The organism is Acinetobacter sp. AG3 (assembly GCF_022343575.1).
Lineage (GTDB): Bacteria > Pseudomonadota > Gammaproteobacteria > Pseudomonadales > Moraxellaceae > Acinetobacter > Acinetobacter guillouiae.
Window position 1 is genome coordinate 1,830,696 of sequence record NZ_JAKQZD010000001.1, and the last position, 18,948, is coordinate 1,849,643.

At 37.2% G+C, this 18,948-nt stretch carries 20 protein-coding genes; 8 read left to right on the forward strand and 12 right to left on the reverse strand.

The genetic code is table 11. The features are described 5' to 3' along the window. Window positions 1–29: 29 nt before the first annotated feature. Together L3V46_RS08450 and L3V46_RS08455 are read right to left on the reverse strand one after the other, a co-directional pair. Window positions 30–584, reverse strand: coding sequence for a lipocalin family protein (locus L3V46_RS08450; protein ID WP_239045430.1), 555 nt, complete (start codon window positions 582–584; stop codon window positions 30–32). 76 nt (window positions 585–660) lie between these two features. Continuing rightward, complete coding sequence (locus L3V46_RS08455; protein WP_034615229.1) at window positions 661–870, reverse strand: hypothetical protein; 210 nt, start codon at window positions 868–870, stop codon at window positions 661–663. A gap of 242 nt (window positions 871–1,112) precedes the next feature. On the opposite strand from L3V46_RS08455, the gene L3V46_RS08460 reads away from it, so the two are divergent. Beyond that, the gene (locus tag L3V46_RS08460) at window positions 1,113–1,427 is read left to right on the forward strand and encodes a hypothetical protein (protein WP_239045431.1); all 315 of its coding nucleotides are present in this window, start codon (window positions 1,113–1,115) and stop codon (window positions 1,425–1,427) included. Here the strand turns inward: L3V46_RS08460 and L3V46_RS08465 are convergent. The 4 genes from L3V46_RS08465 to L3V46_RS08480 form a co-directional block, all read right to left on the reverse strand. After that, window positions 1,424–1,957 carry a ClbS/DfsB family four-helix bundle protein gene (locus L3V46_RS08465; protein ID WP_239045432.1) on the reverse strand — a complete coding sequence of 178 codons (534 nt, stop codon included), beginning with the start codon at window positions 1,955–1,957 and terminating at the stop codon, window positions 1,424–1,426. The genes L3V46_RS08460 and L3V46_RS08465 overlap by 4 nt on opposite strands. 201 nt (window positions 1,958–2,158) lie before the next feature. Next, window positions 2,159–2,428: a DUF333 domain-containing protein gene (locus tag L3V46_RS08470; protein ID WP_004822308.1), complete on the reverse strand. Its 270-nt coding sequence runs from the start codon at window positions 2,426–2,428 to the stop codon at window positions 2,159–2,161. Between the two features lie 330 nt (window positions 2,429–2,758). Further along, window positions 2,759–3,475, reverse strand: coding sequence for a glutamine amidotransferase (locus L3V46_RS08475; RefSeq protein WP_004822306.1), 717 nt, complete (start codon window positions 3,473–3,475; stop codon window positions 2,759–2,761). A 67-nt stretch (window positions 3,476–3,542) separates the two neighbouring features. Further along, on the reverse strand, window positions 3,543–4,109 hold the full coding sequence (locus L3V46_RS08480) for a TetR/AcrR family transcriptional regulator (RefSeq protein ID WP_239045433.1): 567 nt from the start codon (window positions 4,107–4,109) through the stop codon (window positions 3,543–3,545). 95 nt (window positions 4,110–4,204) lie between these two features. On the opposite strand from L3V46_RS08480, the gene L3V46_RS08485 reads away from it, so the two are divergent. Next, window positions 4,205–4,951 carry an SDR family oxidoreductase gene (locus tag L3V46_RS08485; protein ID WP_096734377.1) on the forward strand — a complete coding sequence of 249 codons (747 nt, stop codon included), beginning with the start codon at window positions 4,205–4,207 and terminating at the stop codon, window positions 4,949–4,951. Window positions 4,952–5,129: 178 nt separating this feature from the next. Further along, on the forward strand, window positions 5,130–5,723 hold the full coding sequence (locus tag L3V46_RS08490; RefSeq protein WP_034615209.1) for a 2-hydroxychromene-2-carboxylate isomerase: 594 nt from the start codon (window positions 5,130–5,132) through the stop codon (window positions 5,721–5,723). A 159-nt stretch (window positions 5,724–5,882) separates the two neighbouring features. Here the strand turns inward: L3V46_RS08490 and L3V46_RS08495 are convergent, their stop codons facing one another. After that, complete coding sequence (locus L3V46_RS08495) at window positions 5,883–6,800, reverse strand: AEC family transporter (RefSeq protein WP_239045434.1); 918 nt, start codon at window positions 6,798–6,800, stop codon at window positions 5,883–5,885. 147 nt (window positions 6,801–6,947) lie between these two features. Here L3V46_RS08495 and L3V46_RS08500 point away from each other — a divergent pair, with 147 nt between their 5' ends. The 3 genes from L3V46_RS08500 to L3V46_RS08510 all read left to right on the forward strand — a co-directional run bounded on the left by L3V46_RS08500 (window position 6,948) and on the right by L3V46_RS08510 (window position 8,738). Beyond that, on the forward strand, window positions 6,948–7,820 hold the full coding sequence (locus tag L3V46_RS08500; protein WP_239046764.1) for a LysR family transcriptional regulator: 873 nt from the start codon (window positions 6,948–6,950) through the stop codon (window positions 7,818–7,820). 54 nt (window positions 7,821–7,874) lie between these two features. Continuing rightward, complete coding sequence (locus tag L3V46_RS08505; protein ID WP_239045435.1) at window positions 7,875–8,294, forward strand: hypothetical protein; 420 nt, start codon at window positions 7,875–7,877, stop codon at window positions 8,292–8,294. Between the two features lie 105 nt (window positions 8,295–8,399). Further along, window positions 8,400–8,738, forward strand: a complete 339-nt coding sequence (locus tag L3V46_RS08510) for a hypothetical protein (RefSeq protein WP_004822291.1) — start codon at window positions 8,400–8,402, stop codon at window positions 8,736–8,738. A gap of 128 nt (window positions 8,739–8,866) precedes the next feature. Here L3V46_RS08510 and L3V46_RS08515 read toward each other — a convergent pair whose 3' ends face one another. Further along, window positions 8,867–10,378 carry an aldehyde dehydrogenase family protein gene (locus tag L3V46_RS08515; RefSeq protein ID WP_004719517.1) on the reverse strand — a complete coding sequence of 504 codons (1,512 nt, stop codon included), beginning with the start codon at window positions 10,376–10,378 and terminating at the stop codon, window positions 8,867–8,869. A 359-nt stretch (window positions 10,379–10,737) separates the two neighbouring features. Between L3V46_RS08515 and L3V46_RS08520 the strand changes: the two genes are divergently transcribed. Continuing rightward, the gene (locus L3V46_RS08520; RefSeq protein WP_004719519.1) at window positions 10,738–11,919 is read left to right on the forward strand and encodes a hypothetical protein; all 1,182 of its coding nucleotides are present in this window, start codon (window positions 10,738–10,740) and stop codon (window positions 11,917–11,919) included. A gap of 57 nt (window positions 11,920–11,976) precedes the next feature. On the opposite strand, the gene L3V46_RS08525 is transcribed toward L3V46_RS08520, so the two are convergent. The 3 genes from L3V46_RS08525 to L3V46_RS08535 form a co-directional block, all read right to left on the reverse strand. After that, complete coding sequence (locus tag L3V46_RS08525) at window positions 11,977–12,939, reverse strand: alpha/beta hydrolase (protein ID WP_239045436.1); 963 nt, start codon at window positions 12,937–12,939, stop codon at window positions 11,977–11,979. 40 nt (window positions 12,940–12,979) lie between these two features. Next, window positions 12,980–13,822: an SDR family oxidoreductase gene (locus L3V46_RS08530; RefSeq protein WP_034615196.1), complete on the reverse strand. Its 843-nt coding sequence runs from the start codon at window positions 13,820–13,822 to the stop codon at window positions 12,980–12,982. 204 nt (window positions 13,823–14,026) lie between these two features. Further along, on the reverse strand, window positions 14,027–15,199 hold the full coding sequence (locus L3V46_RS08535; protein ID WP_004822286.1) for an iron-containing alcohol dehydrogenase: 1,173 nt from the start codon (window positions 15,197–15,199) through the stop codon (window positions 14,027–14,029). Between the two features lie 673 nt (window positions 15,200–15,872). Between L3V46_RS08535 and L3V46_RS08540 the strand changes: the two genes are divergently transcribed. After that, entirely contained in the window at window positions 15,873–16,991 is a 1,119-nt protein-coding gene (locus L3V46_RS08540; RefSeq protein WP_004822285.1) for an OmpW family outer membrane protein, read from the forward strand. Between the two features lie 167 nt (window positions 16,992–17,158). On the opposite strand, the gene L3V46_RS08545 is transcribed toward L3V46_RS08540, so the two are convergent. Then, window positions 17,159–18,697, reverse strand: a complete 1,539-nt coding sequence (locus L3V46_RS08545; protein ID WP_004822283.1) for an acetyl-CoA C-acetyltransferase — start codon at window positions 18,695–18,697, stop codon at window positions 17,159–17,161. Window positions 18,698–18,948 lie beyond the last annotated feature (251 nt).

The window sequence follows — 18,948 nt, forward strand, 5'->3', positions numbered from 1 at the left end:
AAGCCCTCAAAAAGAGGGCTTGTATGCATTTATTTTTGTTTGGTTTCAATTAAATCACTTAAATCATATCCTAAGCTTTTAGCATAATTTAAATATTCTTCAGTCGTGGCTGGATCAAGCTGTTGAGATCGACTGAGTAACCATAAATATTTCTTATTGGGTGTGCCAATCAATGCAACTTGATAATTTTCATCTAGCTTTAAAATCCAATAATCACCACGCCCTACAGGTAACCAACGAAGTGCTTTTGGTAAAAAACTCACTTTTAATTTGGAGTTTGTAGGCGCGTTTTGTACAGATGCTTCGCCAATCGATTGTTGAAGCTTGCCATTTTTATCGTAACAACGATTATCCACTTTGATTGAGCCATTTTCATTTAAGGAATAATCAGCAGTAATGTTATAATCGCATTTCTTTTGAAAATACATTGGCTTGCGTGCAATTTCATGCCAAGTACCCAGATACCTCTTTAAATCTACATTTTTAACGGTTTGAATCTTTTCATTTCCTGCATAAGCAAATGCCGCAACACTCAGTAATGCTATTCCACCGACGAGCGTAAATATTTTAAACTTGTTGTTCATGACATAGCCCTATATTTAAGTATTTAATATATATATTCATTATGTCGCGCCCGATGCGGGGATATTGTAATTTTGCTTACAAGTCATGTAGTTTTTTCATGTAAAAATCCCTTCTAAGCAGTCCAAGTTGACTTTTTCTTGCGATAATTTCATCATGTTGGTAGGGCAGTATTTCAACCAATTGATCAACAGTTAAATGGTTGTTTTCAATGAGAAAGCAATCTTGATCTGTTGACCAAGCAGAGGATAACAATTGTTTTCTGTTTGGCTTATTTCTAGGGGACATGGATTAAATTCTTTACACCTTGATGGCTGATAATCAATAAAACTACGAGTGATTGAATTTTAATGCTCTGCACTTTGAGTGAATCAGATTCGAATTGTTTATATCAAATCTTGATTTTGTTACTTAATCAAGATTTTAATACGTACTTTAGTAAAACTCAAATTTTAATTGTTATCGACAAATTGAGCGGGGGATAAAAATAGTTTATGCTCAGTTTAATCTAAGAACAATGAAGCAGATTTATGAAAAAAATAACAATGGTAATGTTGCTGATGCTTACAGGCTGTATTACACCAAATCCTCATAGTTTGGTATTGATGCAGCAAAAAAAACAAATTGAAGTCATGCATGAGCAATTGGATAATGAAAATACCAGTAATGAGGTAAATAGAGCATTATTATGTGGTGAATATGAGCGTGTCTATAAAAATGAATACCTGCCTGCTTTAATGAAATTACACAAATCCATGGGGCTAGAAAAACCCAAACAGTATTATTTGGATGAATTAAATAACACCATTACTCAATATTTAGAACTGAAAAAAATAACCTGTTAAGGCTTTTTAGTTGGTTCAGTATTTATGCTGAGTTTCTTCCATTTTCTGATTTGAACTCTAAAATTGGTAAAAGGGGCGACAGTGTTGATATGAATCCATTTATACAGTGGCCAGTTGGCAGGTGTGGTTGCCCATTTACGTTGATTTATTTCAAATAGTTCTTCATCTGTTAGATTTTCAATCCAGTCTGTGACTTCTTTAACCCGTTTAGACAATAACTGAGTATTTTCTTTTAATGAATGCTGGGCATAAGTTTGATAAAAATTTTGATATAGACTGGCTAAGTTATTCCATTTATAGCCTTCTTTCGGCATTGAAACGGGGAAACCTGCAAGTTCTTTACTTTCCCATTCTAATAATAAATTTACCCACCCCAATTGATAGGCTAAGTTTTGGGCAGGGGTTTTATCTACAGCTGCAACTTTATGATCTTTTAAGTCTTCGGATATTTCTTCAAATTCTGTTAAATATTGCTTTAATGAATTATTGATTGCAACAATCAGTTCCTGTTTAGATTGGTAGGTTTTCATCTATTCAATATTCCCAAAATAAATACAATACTGTTTATATTTAATGCATGTTTAGATCTAATTTATTTTAACGATGACAATGATGGAGCAACTCATTACCGTAGTGAATATACAGTAATGAGTCTGAAATTTATGCCAATAGAAAATCAGTCATTCCAGAAGGCTTGTCTATTGTTTATATTCCGCAGCGATTATTCAAAATTATTTAGTAGCAGCTTGCTCATCGCCTTGTGCACTTCTAAACAACTTCCATTCATCAACCACTGTTCCATTTGGAAGCTTACAATATCCTACTTCATTTCCTAATGTATCTTTTTTAATCTGAGACTCTCCTCCCATTTTTTGACAATACACACTTGCAGGATTGGCCATGCCAAGCGGTTTAGCATTTTGATTATTTACTTCAGGGGTAGAGCAGGCAGAAAGAAGCGTTGTCATGAGCACAGAAGCGCCAATATATATTTTATTCATTGCAAACAAAGTCTTGGTTTTAAAGTATGCAGTATAAATAAATCAGCAAGCTTTAATGTATCTACTCTGTATAATCCTGTAGCTCAAACATAATGATCAGGTATGATTTAGTGTAAAATATTAAGTTTGATTAAATAATTTTGTGTGAGAATAAAGAATATCTTTTTAATGTAAATGCTATGGTCAGTTAAATATAATAATCAGTTAAATATAGGCAATGCAGTATTGATATTACATTTCGAGCAACGCCGTATTAATGGGTGAAGAGTAAATACGTTATAAAAAGCACGAAACAGAAAAGTCTATTTCATGCTGATATAGATAAATAGATTATACATTTAAGTGTTTGATAAAATGCTCTAAAACCAATGGTGATTTTAATTCAAGATTTGCTGCATATTTTTCATTTTCAGCTCGTAAATGAGGAATATTTAAGCCAGCTTTGCGTAATTCACACGTATGTCCAATCAGCCATTTTTCCATATCGTCTGCTGCAACTTCGACATGGAATTGTAACGCCAAGATATTTTGTCCAACTCTAAACGCCTGATTTGTATAAATTGCTGAACTGGCAAGTAATTCAGCCTGTACAGGTAAGTCAAAGGTATCACCATGCCAATGTAAGACTTCGGTATTAACCAGCGGTAATAAGGGATTATTTTGAGCTAGATTTAGCTTCAATTGACTCCAACCAATCTCTTTTTGATGGCCTGCATAAACTTTTGCACCCAAAGCATGCGCAATCAATTGTGCACCTAAGCAAATGCCAATAGTGGGTAAATTCTTGGCCAAACGTTGTTTAAGATAAGCGATTTCATCATTTAAAAAAGGATAATCTTCTGTTTCATAAACGCCAATTGGTCCACCTAGAATGATGACTAGACCTTCAAATTCAAATGCTTGCTTTAAATCATCCATACCCGCTTCAAAATAACGTATGCGATAGCCCAAATCATAAAAAGTGTCTTCAAGAATACCTAAATCTTCAAAAGCTAAATGTTGAATGGCATAGATTGTCTTCGGCAAAGCGTGTGTGGAGGAAGTCATGGTTTTATAATGATTTAACGAGAATATTGCTAATTTATACTAGATTGTGTTGGCTTGAAAACTAAATTTATGCTGCGATTTGCAACATGGAATAAATACAGTGTTTGCTTGATTCCAAAATGGTCAATTTAACCGAATCATCAGAGATACTTCGCGCTATGAGTATAGCGCCCACCAGTTGACACAAGACGCCCCAAGCTTTTTCTTCACTTCCGAGACGTTGAGCAAATAGGGCATGACCGCGCTGTAATTCTTGTTGATAGCGTTGTTTAATCTCCTGATCAGCGCGCGCAACTTCAGTGGCAAGTGTTGGCAATACACAACCATAATCTGGATGTTCAACATGCGAGAGGGTTAAGTAACGATTGAGTTCAAATTCAATCCATAACTCAGCCTGATCATGAGGGTTGTTTTGCCACATCTGAATGCTATTTTTGAGTTCGTTTTCAACCAATGCTTTAAACAAATCCTGCTTGGAAGAAAAATGTGAATAGAATGCACCACTGGTCACGCCAGCAGCTTTCATAAAGCCATCTACACCGGTTGCAGCAAAACCATCTTTTTTAGCAAGCTGCCCACTGATTTTTAACAGCTCTTTTCTTTTTTCTTCTTTATAGTCAGATTTGTATCGCATATTTTCCTCGATCAAATTTTTTCTTGACGCTCTAGTTAAACTATAACATAGTAATCGTTATAATAACGATCGTTATGCAAAAAGGGAAGCATGATATGCAAGATGAAATAACAACATCAAATCAGAAAGTTGCATTGATTATTGGAGCTGGTGATGCAACAGGTGGTGCGATTGCGAAACGTTTTGCCAAAGGGGGATATATTAGTTGTATGACCCGTCGCAATGCTGACAAGTTACAACCACTGATTGATGAAATTGAACAGGCAGGTGGGACAGCATATGGTTTTGCATCAGATGCTCGAAAAGAACAGCAAGTTATACAATTGATCGAAGAAATTGAAAGCAACATTGGTGAAATAGAGGTATTGGTTTTTAATATCGGTGCCAATGTTCCATGTAGCATCCTTGAAGAAACCGCACGTAAATATTTTAAAATATGGGAAATGGCGTGTTTCTCCGCTTTTTTAACTGGTCGTGAAGTGGCGAAACGAATGGTAAGCCGACAACGCGGAACATTGATCTTTACTGGTGCGACTGCTGGTCTACGTGGTGCTGCTTATTTTTCAGCATTTGCAGGGGCAAAGCATGCACTTAGAGCTTTGGCACAGAGTATGGCGCGAGAACTTGGTCCACAGAATATTCATGTGGCTCATGTGGTAGTTGATGGTGCAATTGATACAGATTTTATTAAAAATAGTTTTCCTGATCTTTATGAGAAAAAAGACCAAGATGGTATTTTAAATCCTGAACATATTGCTGAAAATTATTGGCATCTTGCCCAGCAACCACGTGATGCATGGACACATGAGCTAGATTTACGTCCTTGGATGGAAAAATGGTAAGTCACTTTATATTAGTAAGTTAATTAATGGTTGCGAGTTGCTATAAGTCATGTTGTATAAGCAGGTGGCTTTATCTTTGTATAGCGAGAGTACGTCTGGATGATTTAAGTTTCTTCTAGAATCATTTTTACAGTAGTACGATAAAAACATGATCAGTACAGTTAAGGAATAACACTGAATGAAACAGGTAGAATTTTATTTTGATTTGGGTAGTCCATATAGTTATTTAGGCTTTTATCAGATTCAAAAAATTGCAAAACAAAATCAAGCGCAAGTGATTTGGAAGCCAGTCTTGCTTGGTGGTATTTTTAAAGCCACAGGGAACAGTAGTCCAATGGCTGTGCCAGCAAAAGCCAGCTATTCGATGATTGATATGGGGCGCTGGTCAAAACTCTGGAATATTCCAATACAAATGAATCCCTATTTTCCTATTAATACTTTAAATCTGATGCGGGTGATTACAGCAGTTCAGCTTTATCAAGCTGAAAAATTCTTAACAGTGTTAAACGCTTTATTTGATGCAATGTTTGGGCATCCGCGTAATTTAAATGATATCAATGAACTTATTATATTGCTTCAATCATTGGGTTTTAGTATAGAGCAGGTTCAAACTTGGCTTTCAGATGAACAAGTTAAAGCCCAACTAAAAAATACCACAGACGAAGCCATTGGGCGTGGTGTTTTTGGTGCACCGACATGGTTTATTGGCGATGAAATGTTTTGGGGCGTTGATCATCTTCACTTTGTTGAGATGGAATTGGCTAAATCTTGATAAATACGCTTTTAAATTCTGATTCTATGATTTAGATACTAGCATGAGAGAATAGCTGTGCTGTAGCTAGCCATGCAGTACAGCTATTCTACAGAAAGCCAAACTACATCGAATCATCAAAATATTTGATGAAGAAATGCTAATCGTAAATATAGAGGATTAAACATAATAATGCTGTAATAGCGCAAGGATCAGTGCCAAAGTAAATACTGATAAAAGTGTTTGCATGCTGATGCTTGCCGCCATTAATTGATGATCGCCGTTTAATAGTTTGGTTAAGATATATGCGGAAGATGCGGTTGGGATAGAAAAGAAAATCATGATAGCAATCACCGCAGCATGACTGAGCTCAAAAAATTGCAAGCAGATAAAGGCAATAAGCGGGATCAGCAATAATCTGAGTAGGCTAATGAGCAAAGACTTTTTCAGATAAACTTTGAGCGTCGAAAACTGAATTGCTGTTCCTACACATAATAAGCCCAACATCAGACTACTACTTGAAAAAGCATTTAACAGATTTGCAAAGCCAGACCAAATAGGGATGTTTAAAACATTAAATGTAATTCCCAATATACAAGAACTGATCAGTGGGTTTTTGATTAGAGACCAGAAAATATTTTTAATGTTCAGTTGATCTTTATCTGTCAGAGAAAGGATCGAAATAACATTAACCAAGGGAATTGCTATAGCAAGGATATTTACCAAGATACTTTTGATTTCAGCATCATTGAGTGTTGTGGCAATCGAGAGTCCGAGATAGGTATTAAAACGAATCAAGCTTTGGACATATACACCGATTTGGGCAATAGGTGTGCGGTTTAACTTTGCAAACAGATAAACGCCAGCAATGATCGTGGCCATAATGAAAAAAATGACCGTAAGAATGCTGTTGAGATGCCCCATATTCATATCTGCATTTGCAAGAGAACTAAACAATAAGGCTGGAAATAAAATATAGTAATTGAGCTTTTCTGCGCCATTCCAGAATTTTTTATCCAGTATACGTGACTGGAACAGATAAAAACCTAAACCAATCAGGGCAATGGATGGGAAAAGAATAGTAATCATTTGTAGCATGATGAACGCTCTATGCAGAACCTAATTCGACCAAGTCCCACCCACTGATTATTTCATCTGTAAGCTAAACCCAAGTAAACTTTAATCAAGAATATGACTTATGCCTATTCATGGTAAAATGAGTCTTTACTCATGGATAGAGTGGCGATGACATTTACTCAACTGACTATTTTTGCCATGTTGGCTGAACAAAAAAGCTTTACTGTCACAGCGCAGCGTTTGCAAATTTCTCAATCTGCGATTTCTCATGCAATTAAAGGCTTAGAACAAGATTGGTCAGTCACATTGTTTTATCGCAATCATAATGAAGTTGAGCTAACTGAATCGGGTATACGGCTTTTAGTGCATGTGAAAGAAATTTTGAATATTTCTAATGTGCTAAAACAAGAAATCTCCGATATACAAGGATTTCATTCTGGCACTTTAAGAATTGGATCTTTTGGTGCTTCATCTTCTAATGTATTGATTCCCTTAATTCTAGAAAAATTTAGTTTAAAATATCCAAATATTGAAGTGTTTATTAAAGAAGGAACGGACAAAGATATTGCTCAATGGATTCATGACCGTACTATTGATGTTGGATTTGTGGTTTTACCTGAAGAACGTTTTGATACTTTTCCTGTGATAGAGGATATTTTTGTAGCACTTATTCCCAAATCCTATGCACGATCACAACAAAGTGCAGTTCGATTGGATGAATTGGTAGAACATCCTTTTTTAATGACCTCAGCAGGCAGCCAAAACCATGTGACAGAGATGTTTAAAAAAGCCAATCTGAGTCCAAAAATTAAATGTTATTTTTCTCAAATTTTGACCATTATTAATATGGTGAACAATGGTGCTGGTGTTTCAATTGTCGCAGATATGGCCTTGAATAAAGAGTTGATGACGCTGTTTCCCAATGTTCAAAAATTACCTTTATCACCCAATATCAAGCGGTCTATTAGTCTGGCAGTGAAGAATAAAAAACAGATGAGTCCAATTACACAGGCATTTATTGATATTGCACAAATGGTTTAGCATTTTATCGTGAGCCTTTCGTAAAAGAACAAAAGAAGAGTATAAGCACAGAGAATGAATGATTTGATTTATAAACTCATAGAACGTCCTAAAACAGCATTTATACTATGTGGCTGTATTGCTAACCTATCCTTATGGGCAATCGGCCATATCAAAAGCTTTAGCATTTTATGGGTACTCAGCTTTTTCGTTTTTACCGCATTTTCTGCATTGGCTTTGTCTGTATATTTGATGGAAATTGTTGAGAAAAAGCCAAGATACAAAATCTACTTTCAACTGTTGTTTTACACACTTTTGATCATTTTATATTTAGCATTGAATACTTATCAATCTGTTTTAGATCAGAAATTTTTTCCACGAAGTTTAGTGATGTTTGTTGTTGTGTTTTTCACAATGTTATTGATGGTGAATTTAAGAGTTGTGGTTGGATATAGTTTCGAAAATATTAAAATGCTATGGAAAAGGCGTAAGTAATTTTGCTGCTGATCTTAATATATCTGATTTGAACGTATTGGTTTATGCAACTAAACAAACAATACTAAACAGGCAATACTAAACAGGCAATAAAGGAATGTGTTGATGGATTTAGAAACATTACAACGGCAAATCTGCAAAAAATATGAGTCAAAATATATCGAATTTAATTTGTCGGATAGGGTTGCAATTGCATTACAGAGTCTAGGTCAACAACCGATTTATGCAGTTCGAGTTGCGCTTAAAAAACCAGACAATGTTTCTTGGTTTATTCACTGTGGAGAATATTCTTCCGCTGATGATTTTTATCAACCGCTGCATGCCTCGCATTTACAGCAATATTTACCTGAAATTTTACCTTATTTGGCGCTTGAGCACGGTTATCATGTCATTATTGATGAGCATGGCTATGAAGATGTTTGGATGAATCCAACAACCGACTAAATTTAGCGAATCATCGCAATCTGTATAAAATAATGAATTGATAGTGATAAGAATTAAAAAGCATCTTCATCATGACAAAAAAAGCGAACCAAAGTTCGCTTTTTAAAAGTGTAAATCAACTACAGAACTTAGAAGAAGCCCATTGCTTTGGTTGAATAGCTAACCAATAAATTCTTGGTTTGTTGATAATGATCAAGCATCATCTTGTGGTTTTCACGGCCAATGCCTGATTTCTTATAACCACCGAATGCAGCATGTGCAGGGTAGATATGGTAGCAGTTGGTCCATACACGACCAGCTTCAATCGCACGACCCGCACGATAAGAGGTATGCGCAGAACGCGACCATACACCAGCGCCTAAGCCATACATCGTATCATTGGCAATTCGGATTGCATCGTCATAATCTTTAAATGTTGCGACAGAGAGCACTGGTCCAAAAATTTCTTCTTGGAAAATCTTCATACTGTTGTCGCCTTTGAAAATGGTAGGTTCAATATAGAAACCTTGACCGACTTCCTGACGATCGCCACCACCTGTAAGCAATTGAGCACCTTCAGCACGGCCTGTTGCGATACATCCCAAGATTTTGTCTTGTTGCTCTTGAGATGCTTGAGCACCAATCATGGTGTCTGTATCTAGAGGATGTCCAGTTTTGATGCGTTTTACACGTTCAACTGCCATTTCTAGGAATTTATCGGCAATACTTTCTTGAACCAAGGCACGTGATGGGCAAGTACATACTTCACCTTGGTTTAAAGCGAACATGGCAAAGCCTTCAAGCGCTTTGTCTAAATAGTCATCATCTTTATCCATGACATCTTCAAAGAAGATGTTTGGTGATTTACCACCAAGCTCAAGTGTCACAGGAATAATATTTTCAGTTGCGTATTGCATGATCATTTGACCAACAGCAGTGGAACCCGTAAATGCAATTTTAGCAATACGTGGATTGGTTGCCAGTGGGCGACCCACTTCAACGCCGTAACCATTGACAATATTTAAAACGCCTGGCGGTAAAATATCTTGAATGAGTTCAGCAACAACTAAAATACTTGATGGTGTTTGTTCAGCAGGTTTCAGCACAATACAGTTACCCGCCGCAAGTGCTGGTGCAAGTTTCCATGCTGCCATAAGAATAGGGAAGTTCCATGGAATGATCTGACCAACTACACCTAAAGGCTCATGGAAGTGGTAAGCAATGGTATCTTCATCAATTTCAGAGATACCACCTTCTTGTGCACGTAAACAGCCTGCAAAATAACGGAAATGGTCAATTGCTAAAGGAATATCAGCTGCCAATGTTTCACGAATTGGCTTACCGTTTTCCCATGTTTCTGCAACCGCCAGTAATTCTAAATTTTCTTCTAAACGATCTGCAATTTTCAGCAGTACATTTGAACGTGTTGTTGGAGATGCTTTGTTCCATGAAGCTTTGGCTTTATGTGCTGCATCTAATGCAAGTTCGATATCTTCCGCAGAAGAACGTGGAATTTTGGTAAAGGCTTTACCATCTACAGGAGAGACATTATCAAAATATTGCCCTTTAACAGGTGCTACCCATTTGCCATCAATAAAGTTTTCATATTGGGCTTTGAACTGTACTTTTGAACCAGGCTGATTTGGATCTACATAACGCATAAGAGTATCCCTTTACTTATATTCATGATCATTCATGATGTGTTTAATATGGCATGTATGAACAATGATTGTTTACATGATGGTTTGAGCATAGAGAGTCAAAGGTAGGGAAAAGGTTGGATGAAATCCAAGACACATTTGCGCTATGCTTTAATCTTTGGCAATATTTTCTTGTTTATTGAAAAATTGCTAAATATTGGAAAAAATTGGTTTTATTCTAACGCTTTGGTATGAGTTGTGTTGACTGATGTTAAGCTCACTGTGTTAATGTGCTAGAGTAATTTATAAGCAGGTCCGCTGGATAAAAACAACAGAGAAAGGATAGGATATTTTTTAACGAATTACAGAGGAAGTAGCGTATGTTAAGCCAACAAGAGTTATCAAATAAACGGAGTTTAATTGAGCAATTACGCCAAAGTAGTAGTTTGTCTTTAAAACATGCTGATCAACTCGGGCAGAGTATTGCAAGTTCATGGCAACGTTCCAACTCAGCTGCGATTCCCAAAGATCGTGATGCTGCACCCTTGATGAATGTAAAACAAGAAAGAAAAACACTGTTAGAAAAAGCAATCGAACATTGTCGTGATGAATTAACCCATATCGCAGAACAGTCGGCAATGGTTGCTGCAGTAGGGGATATTGGCAGTACCATTATCTGGTCAGCCGCGAGTGGGCAAATGCGCAATGCTGCAGAACGTGTTCATTTTATTGCTGGTGGGCAATGGCGAGAAGATTTGGTGGGAACCAATGCTTTGGCACTGTCATTAAAAACCCAACAATCCAGTTGTGTGTTTTCTAACGAACATTTTATGTCTTCTGTGCATGACTGGGTTTGTTATGCCTCTCCCATTATAGATCCTTATTCCAAACAAGTTTTAGGGGTGATTGATCTGTCAACCACATGGAATCATCACAATAGTTTGGGATTACTGGCAGCTGAACGCTGTGCCTCAATTATTCAATCGGCATTGCTAGAGTTTCAGCAACAACATTTATTTATCCGGGCTTTTGCTGTGCCACAAGTGTTGTTCAATGGCAAGATTGTGGTACTGACACCACGACAAATTGAAATTTTGACCATTCTTGCGTTGTGTCCACAAGGGATGAATCTGGAAAATTTACATCAAGCGCTATATGGTGAACGAAAAGTAAGTGTCGGCACATTAAAAGCTGAAATGTCGCAACTGCGCGATATCTTGGGTGGCATGTTGGGTTCACGGCCTTATCGTTTATTGGCACATGTTGAGGCAGATTTCTTGCAAGCAGAGAATGCTTTAGATGCGGGTTATACCGAATCCGCTTTAAAATTATGCAAAGGTGTATTTTTAGCTAAAACTGAAAGTCCTTTTTTATCTGCATGGCGAGACTGCCTTGAATCACGCCTGAGTGAAGCGATTTTTAAAGCCAATGAAACAGATGCTTTATTAAAACACCTTGCACATTTTCCAGAGGCGATTGATGCCGTTGAGCGTCTGATTGAACTTACACCAGTCGGGCATCCTGCTCATCAAATTCTAATGAAATATAAAGATGAACATTGATTTTGCAGGATACTTTTAACTGATCATTCGCTTGTAAAGAAGAATGAATTGGCGCTTTTAAAGCTGTTTTTGGGCTAACCAAGAAAAAAGTTGATGATAAACTTCTTTTCTGACTTCTGGTGCCGATAAGACCAAGTCATGCAGCCCATTTTGAATGGTCATGACATTAACGTCGCCCTGTATTTTACCTGCATCCCTCACGATGTCTTTGACCTCTAAAATAACATCAGTGCTTTGAGCATCTCGGTTAAATTTCTTGGGATAGGTCGTTTTGTGAGAATGCATCACTAAGGTTGGTACATTGATCTGTACACCTGCATGAATTTCTTTTTGCGCTTCAAAAATTGCATGCACAAAGCTTAAATATACTTTGGGGTAAGTTGGTTTTTTCCACTCTAAGCTGAAATCCCATTCGCCTTGCAAATCTTTATGCAGACTAGTGACATACCATTTATTTAATTCACTTGGAAATTTTAAATTAGGTAAGCGTTTACCCAATGCGCTGAGTTTTGGGAGGGCTAATTTTTTCTTCCAAGCAGGCATATTAAAGTCATAGAAAGGACTATTGCACCATAAGGCTTGAATAAGGGGGTGTTGTGGATAATGTGCTGCATATAATGTTGCGATCAATCCTCCTGTAGAATGTCCTGCCAGTAACACCTCAGTGTGGCCTTCCTGACCAATAATCTTTAATGCTTGTGTGATTTCTTCATCATATTCATTCAAATTTAGAACATAATAATATTTTTGATGTGGTAGGTAAGAACGACCATATTTTCTTAAATCAAGTGCATAAAAATCATAATCATGTTGATTAAATTGTTCAGCCATTTCTGTTTGAAAGAAATAATCGATAAAACCATGGATATATAGCACCGCTTTCTTGGTCGCTTGAACTGCTTGTTTGCGTACCAAAGTCGCAATGACTTTACCATCATAGTCATCTGTTAAGTTTAAGGTTAGTTTTTCATACCCTGTACCAAGGATATCAGGTTGATATTCAGTAGATTGAGTGGTCATAGCATATTCCTGAATTTATTGAAAAATGAAATCCGAAAAATTACAGATAGTCTTTTACCAGCGCATAGGATTCATCATATAGTTTTTGTGCCAACTGTATATCTTTGGCTTTGCCTGATTTAAACGCAGGGGTTTGCAAACTCACATAATCACCATTGCGCTTTTCCCATGATGGATCAAAAGCAATTTTTTTAATTAATTCGGCAGGCTTAGATGGTGGAATAAGACCAAGTTTAATTATTGCATATTGCCATTTGGGTAATTCACGATAAATCTCAGAATCTACGCCACCTGGATGCAATGCATTGCTGGTGACATGACTTCCTTGTAGTTGTTTTGCAAGGATATTACTAAACAGCAGATTGGCTAATTTACTATTGCCATAGCTCAATACACCATTGTATTTTTTCACTTGATCCGCGTTAAAATTCTCAGGTTGGATACGACCTAAAAGATGCATCATTGAAGCCAAATGAATTACACGACCTTGTTGGGCTTTTTGAACCAATGGAAGAAGTTTCAATGTCCAAAGAAAAGGCCCCAGATAATTTACCCCAAACTGTTTTTCAAAACCATCAGCTGTGGCCTCAAGATCAGGTGTCATCATGCCAGCATTGTTGACTAATACATCAATTTTTTCATATTTGGCAATAATTTCATTGGCTGCTTGGTTAATTTGTTCAAGACTATTTAAATCAAGGTGAATCACGTCTACTTGACCTGTACCGAATGACTCTAAGTGTTGCTGTGCTGTTTTTGCTTTTTCTGGATTACGACAAGCAATGATCACATGGTGACCATCCTTAATAAATGTTTCTGCAGTTGCAAGCCCGATTCCAGTGTTTGCACCCGTGATGATGATGGTTTTACTTGTTGTTGTCATTGCTGAAATAATCCGCTGGTGTTTTAAGCATCATAGTCATAGATTGTGACTTTATCAATATATCTGACAATAATGATTGTCATTTTTTAATAAGCGTATAAAAAAAGGAATATTACCTAAGTAATATTCCTGAGTATCAAGCACACTTCATTGGATTTGGCTTAAAACAGTTGTCAGGCTGATGTAGAACCAAAGAGTATCGTTTTACATTGCTGATTCAAAAATTTTAATGACTTGAGCATCAGTTGCTTTACGTGGGTTTGTCAACATACAGGCATCTTTTTGCGCATTTGATGTCATTACTGCATGATCTTCCGCTTTGACACCCAGTTCAGCTAAGCCAGAAGGGATACCAATAGATGATGATAACTCACGGATTGCATCAATCGCAGCAAAAGCAGCCTCAGTAACGGTTAAACCCTCGGTATTGACACCCATTAATTGGGCAATTTTTGCATAACGGTCAGGACAAGCAATTAAGTTAAACTCACACACATGCGGTAATAGAATTGCATTACATACGCCGTGTGGAAGGTTATAGAAGCCACCTAATTGATGAGCCATTGCATGTACATAACCTAAAGATGCATTGTTAAATGCCATACCTGCTAAATATTGTGCATATGCCATCGCATCACGTGCTTCAAGATTTTCGCCATTGGCAACAGCAGGGCTTAACCATTCGCTAATCATTGAAATGGCTTTTTCTGCACATGCATCGGTAATTGGGTTTGCAGCAGTTGAAACATAAGCTTCTACAGCATGAGTTAAAGCATCCATACCCGTTGCAGCAGTTAAAGCAGCAGGTTTTGCAATCATGAGTTTAGGATCATCAATTGCAACAAGCGGGGTACAACGCCAGTCAACAATCGCCATTTTTACATGGGTATCTGTATTGGTGATAATACAGAAACGAGTCATTTCAGAAGCAGTTCCCGCCGTTGTATTGATTGCGACAAGCGGTGTCATTGGGACTTTACTTTGATCAATCCCTTCATAATCACGAATATGACCGCCACCTGCGGTGACTAGGCCAATTCCTTTTGCACAGTCATGAGAAGATCCGCCGCCTAAAGACACAATAAAGTCACAGCCATTATTGTTATATTCATTTACGCCATTGTGTACATTAATATCTGTCGGGTTTGGTTCTGCGCCAGGAAAAACATGACTGTCTACGCCAGCTTCTTTGAGATAGCCAACGATAATGTCTGCAACACCAAATTTGAATAGGCCAGCATCAGTGACGATGAGGGCTTTTTTTGCCCCTAAATTTTGTGCTTTAGCGCCGACTTCTTTGGCACAACCTGGACCAAAAAGTGAGACGCAAGGGATGTAAAAACCGTTTGTTTGATCTGCTATATTTTTAAAAGCCATGGTGCGATTCCTTCTACCATTGTTATTTCATCATTCCAGAAAGGTGATGATCACCTTGAGGTTGAGTATCAGTTTTGAGGGCTGGATTGAATACCTACTAAACACCTACCAAATTTTAATCATGCAAATTTTAAATTAAGTATTTGATATTTATATTTAAAATAAAATGATGAAGTTTTTCTTTATAATTTTAAGCTGAAAATCAGGCTTTAACGTGAGTTTTGATTAAAAACGACAAAAACAGATTTTATTTGGTATTTTTTGCTTTGACAGATCATTTTATTTTTAAAAAGTGAATCGTTGCGTTAAATTTCGGGGATAAATTTTAAAATCCATCAAAATAGACTAAATTATCAATTTATGAGAATGTGTGTTAATAATTAAAAAGTGAAAATTATGTGAAAAATTTAATATTTCTATACTAGGTCAGTATGGGCTTAAATAGACTTTTTAAATATACCTGTACTGTTAATTTATGCTAAATGATAAAAATAACATAATGATATGTATGATTAATAAGTATTATAAAAAAATTAAAAATAAAGATACCAATATTTTTTTCGGATGAGTGTAAATGCTATTGATCAGAATTTTATACATAAATATTGTTTTTTATGTATGTTTTTTAAACAGGTTACCACGGTTCGGTAATCTCATATTTTAAGGATAAAAAATGAAAAAAATATTAACGTTAAAAAATATTGCTATAGCAACTTCATTATTCGCGATTACCAGCACGAGTTTTGCGGGGGAGTATAAACGCTTTTCAGTATCTGCAGGTTGGTTACATGTCATGCCTCAAGGAAAAGCCAATCCCTTTAATATTAATACCAGTGTTAAAAATGGTACCAATGCAACAGTCGGAAGTATCTCTACAACCAGTTTTTTAAACTCAGTTGATCCTAATGCGATGGGAGAAGACTTAGGCGGAGTGCCATTTAATCAGAAAGAGGTGTTAACTGAATTTCTCAATGATGCCTTTATGCAAACCTTATTGACTGATGGTAAGGGGAATATTTTGCCGGAGGTCGCAGGAACCGCAAATATTCATGGCTTGGAAAATTGGCAAGCAAAGGGTACAGGGCTCGAAGTCGATGACGTGGATACGCTGGGCTTGATGCTAAATTATTACATCAACGACAATGTTTCTTTGCAACTCATTGGTGGGATTCCTCCAAAAGTGGATATTAAAGGTAAAGGGGAAATATTGGCACCGCTCACAGGATTAGCCACTTCGCCAAATGAGTTGGTCAATATCTTATTTCCAGATGGTATTGGTTTAAATCAAGCCATTCCAATCACCAATTTAGGCAATAAGTCTAAAGCAGCATCGGTACGTGCTTGGACACCAGCGCTGGAAGCGCAATATCAATTTGGTCAATCTGGTGTCAATAAATTGCGTCCATATATTGGGGTAGGGGTGATGTACTCTCATTTCACGGATATTAAGTTGAACTCACAGATCAAAAGTGATCTGGTTGCAGCGGGACACATGATTCAAAACGTTTTAGATGGAAAAGCTGGGGCTGCGTTAGATGGCAAACCTTCCAGTGCAAATCCTTATGTAAGAGTTAAAACGACTGATGCCATAGCACCCATTGTAAGTCTGGGCGCTACTTATGATATTAATGAAAACTGGTTTGGTGTGGCTTCTGTTTCTTATGCCAAGCTCAACAATCAGGCAAAGATTGATGTTGTTGATGCCAAGACTGGTAAGCGACTGATTAATTCCACGACAAAAGTCGATATAGATCCATTGATTACTTATGTTGGTGTGGGGTATCGCTTCTAAAATCAACACTATTTTCCCTAAGAATAGTGAAGATTTTAAATGGTTAGCTTCGGCTAACCATTTTTTGTGGTCTAGGTAAAATCTTGTTAGCGATATGTAGATTGACGAGTAATAAAAAAGCATCCATTCAGGATGCTTTTTTGAAGGTATGGTACAAATCAGAGAACTTATTTCTCTACGATTGCAGTTACACCTTGACCACCAGCAGCACAAATCGAAATGAGTACACGACCTGAACCTTTTTGGTTAATCAATTTTGCAGCGGTTGCCAAAATACGACCACCTGTTGCTGCAAATGGATGACCCGCAGCTAAAGAAGAACCTTTAACATTGAGTTTGCTACGGTCAATTGAGCCTAAAGGTGCATCTAGACCTAAACGTTCTTTACAGAACTTAGGATCTTCCCAAGCTTTTAAAGTCGAAAGAACTTGTGATGCAAAAGCTTCATGAATTTCATAGTAGTCGAAGTCTTGAAGTTTAATACCCGCACGAGCCAACATACGTGGAACAGCATAAGCAGGCGCCATCAATAAACCTTCTTTCTTATTGACAAAATCTACAGCAGCAGTTTCAGTGAATGTTAAGTACGCGAGTACTTCGTGACCATTTGCTTTCGCCCATTCTTCAGAGGCTAAAAGTACAACTGAAGCGCCGTCTGTAAGTGGAGTAGAGTTACCTGCAGTCATTGTTGCAGTTTCACCTTTACCAAATGCAGGTTTAAGCTTAGCCAATTTTTCAACTGAAGAATCAGGACGTAAATTATTGTCTTTGTCTAGACCCATAAATGGCGTGATCAAATCATCGAAGAAACCTTCTTCATATGCTTTGGCCATTTTTTGATGTGAAGATGCAGCAAGTTCATCTTGAGCTTCGCGAGGAATACCCCATTCTAAAGCAGTAATCGCTTGGTGATCACCCATAGATAAACCTGTTCGAGGTTCACCATTTTTTGGCGCATCCATCAAGTCTTTAACATTGATTTTAGCTAAGGCTTTTAAACGGTCTTTACCTGTTTTTGCAATGTTTAATTCAAGCAATGCTTTACGTAAGCCGTCACCAAATGCGATCGGTGCATCAGAGGTAGTATCCACACCACCAGCAATACCCACTTCAATCTGGCCTAATGCAATTTTGTTTGCAACAAGGAAAGCTGCTTGTAAGCCAGTACCACATGCTTGTTGAATATCATAAGCAGGGGTTTCAGGGGCAAGTTGAGTATTTAAAACACATTCACGTGTCATGTTGAAATCACGGCTATGTTTTAGAACTGCACCAGCAACAACTTCACCTAAACGTTGACCTTGAAGGTTAAAACGTTCAATTAAACCGTTTAAAGACGCAGTAAGCATGTCAATGTTTGACGCTCGGAAATAAGGGCCATTTGAACGTGCAAAAGGAATACGGTTACCGCCAATAATTGCTACGCGACGTACAGTGTTTTGACTCATAATTTTATCCTGCTGACCAGAAGTTTGAGTTTTAGAAGATGAAGCTGTTGTAACTTTTTTTGCCGTCGATGCCGTTGCTTTGCTACGTGAAGCAGCTGCTGGTGCACGAGTCGGTTTTTTAGTCGTGTTGGCTGCATTGGCATTTGTAGAATTTGTGTTGCTACTTTTACTCGTACGAGTACGAGGTTTTGATGTATTTGACACAGTTTCTTGTACAGTGCTTTCAGCGTTTGAATTTTCTTGAGTTGTTTTGCTCATAAGGCTTTTCCAAGCATGTTCGCAATATTCTTAGTACTTACATTAACATAATTGGCTATGACTCGAATTGACTATAATGACATTTGCATATTCTTTCAGGTCAAGTCATCATTTTGGCAACTCAAGTATGATTTAACTGAAACTTATGGGACATAGAGATGATAGCGTTGTTGACGATTCCTCTAAGCCTTGCGCGAAGAACAACGCAAGCCATTTAAGAAAGCGCAACACAGCTAAATATCTGAGATTAT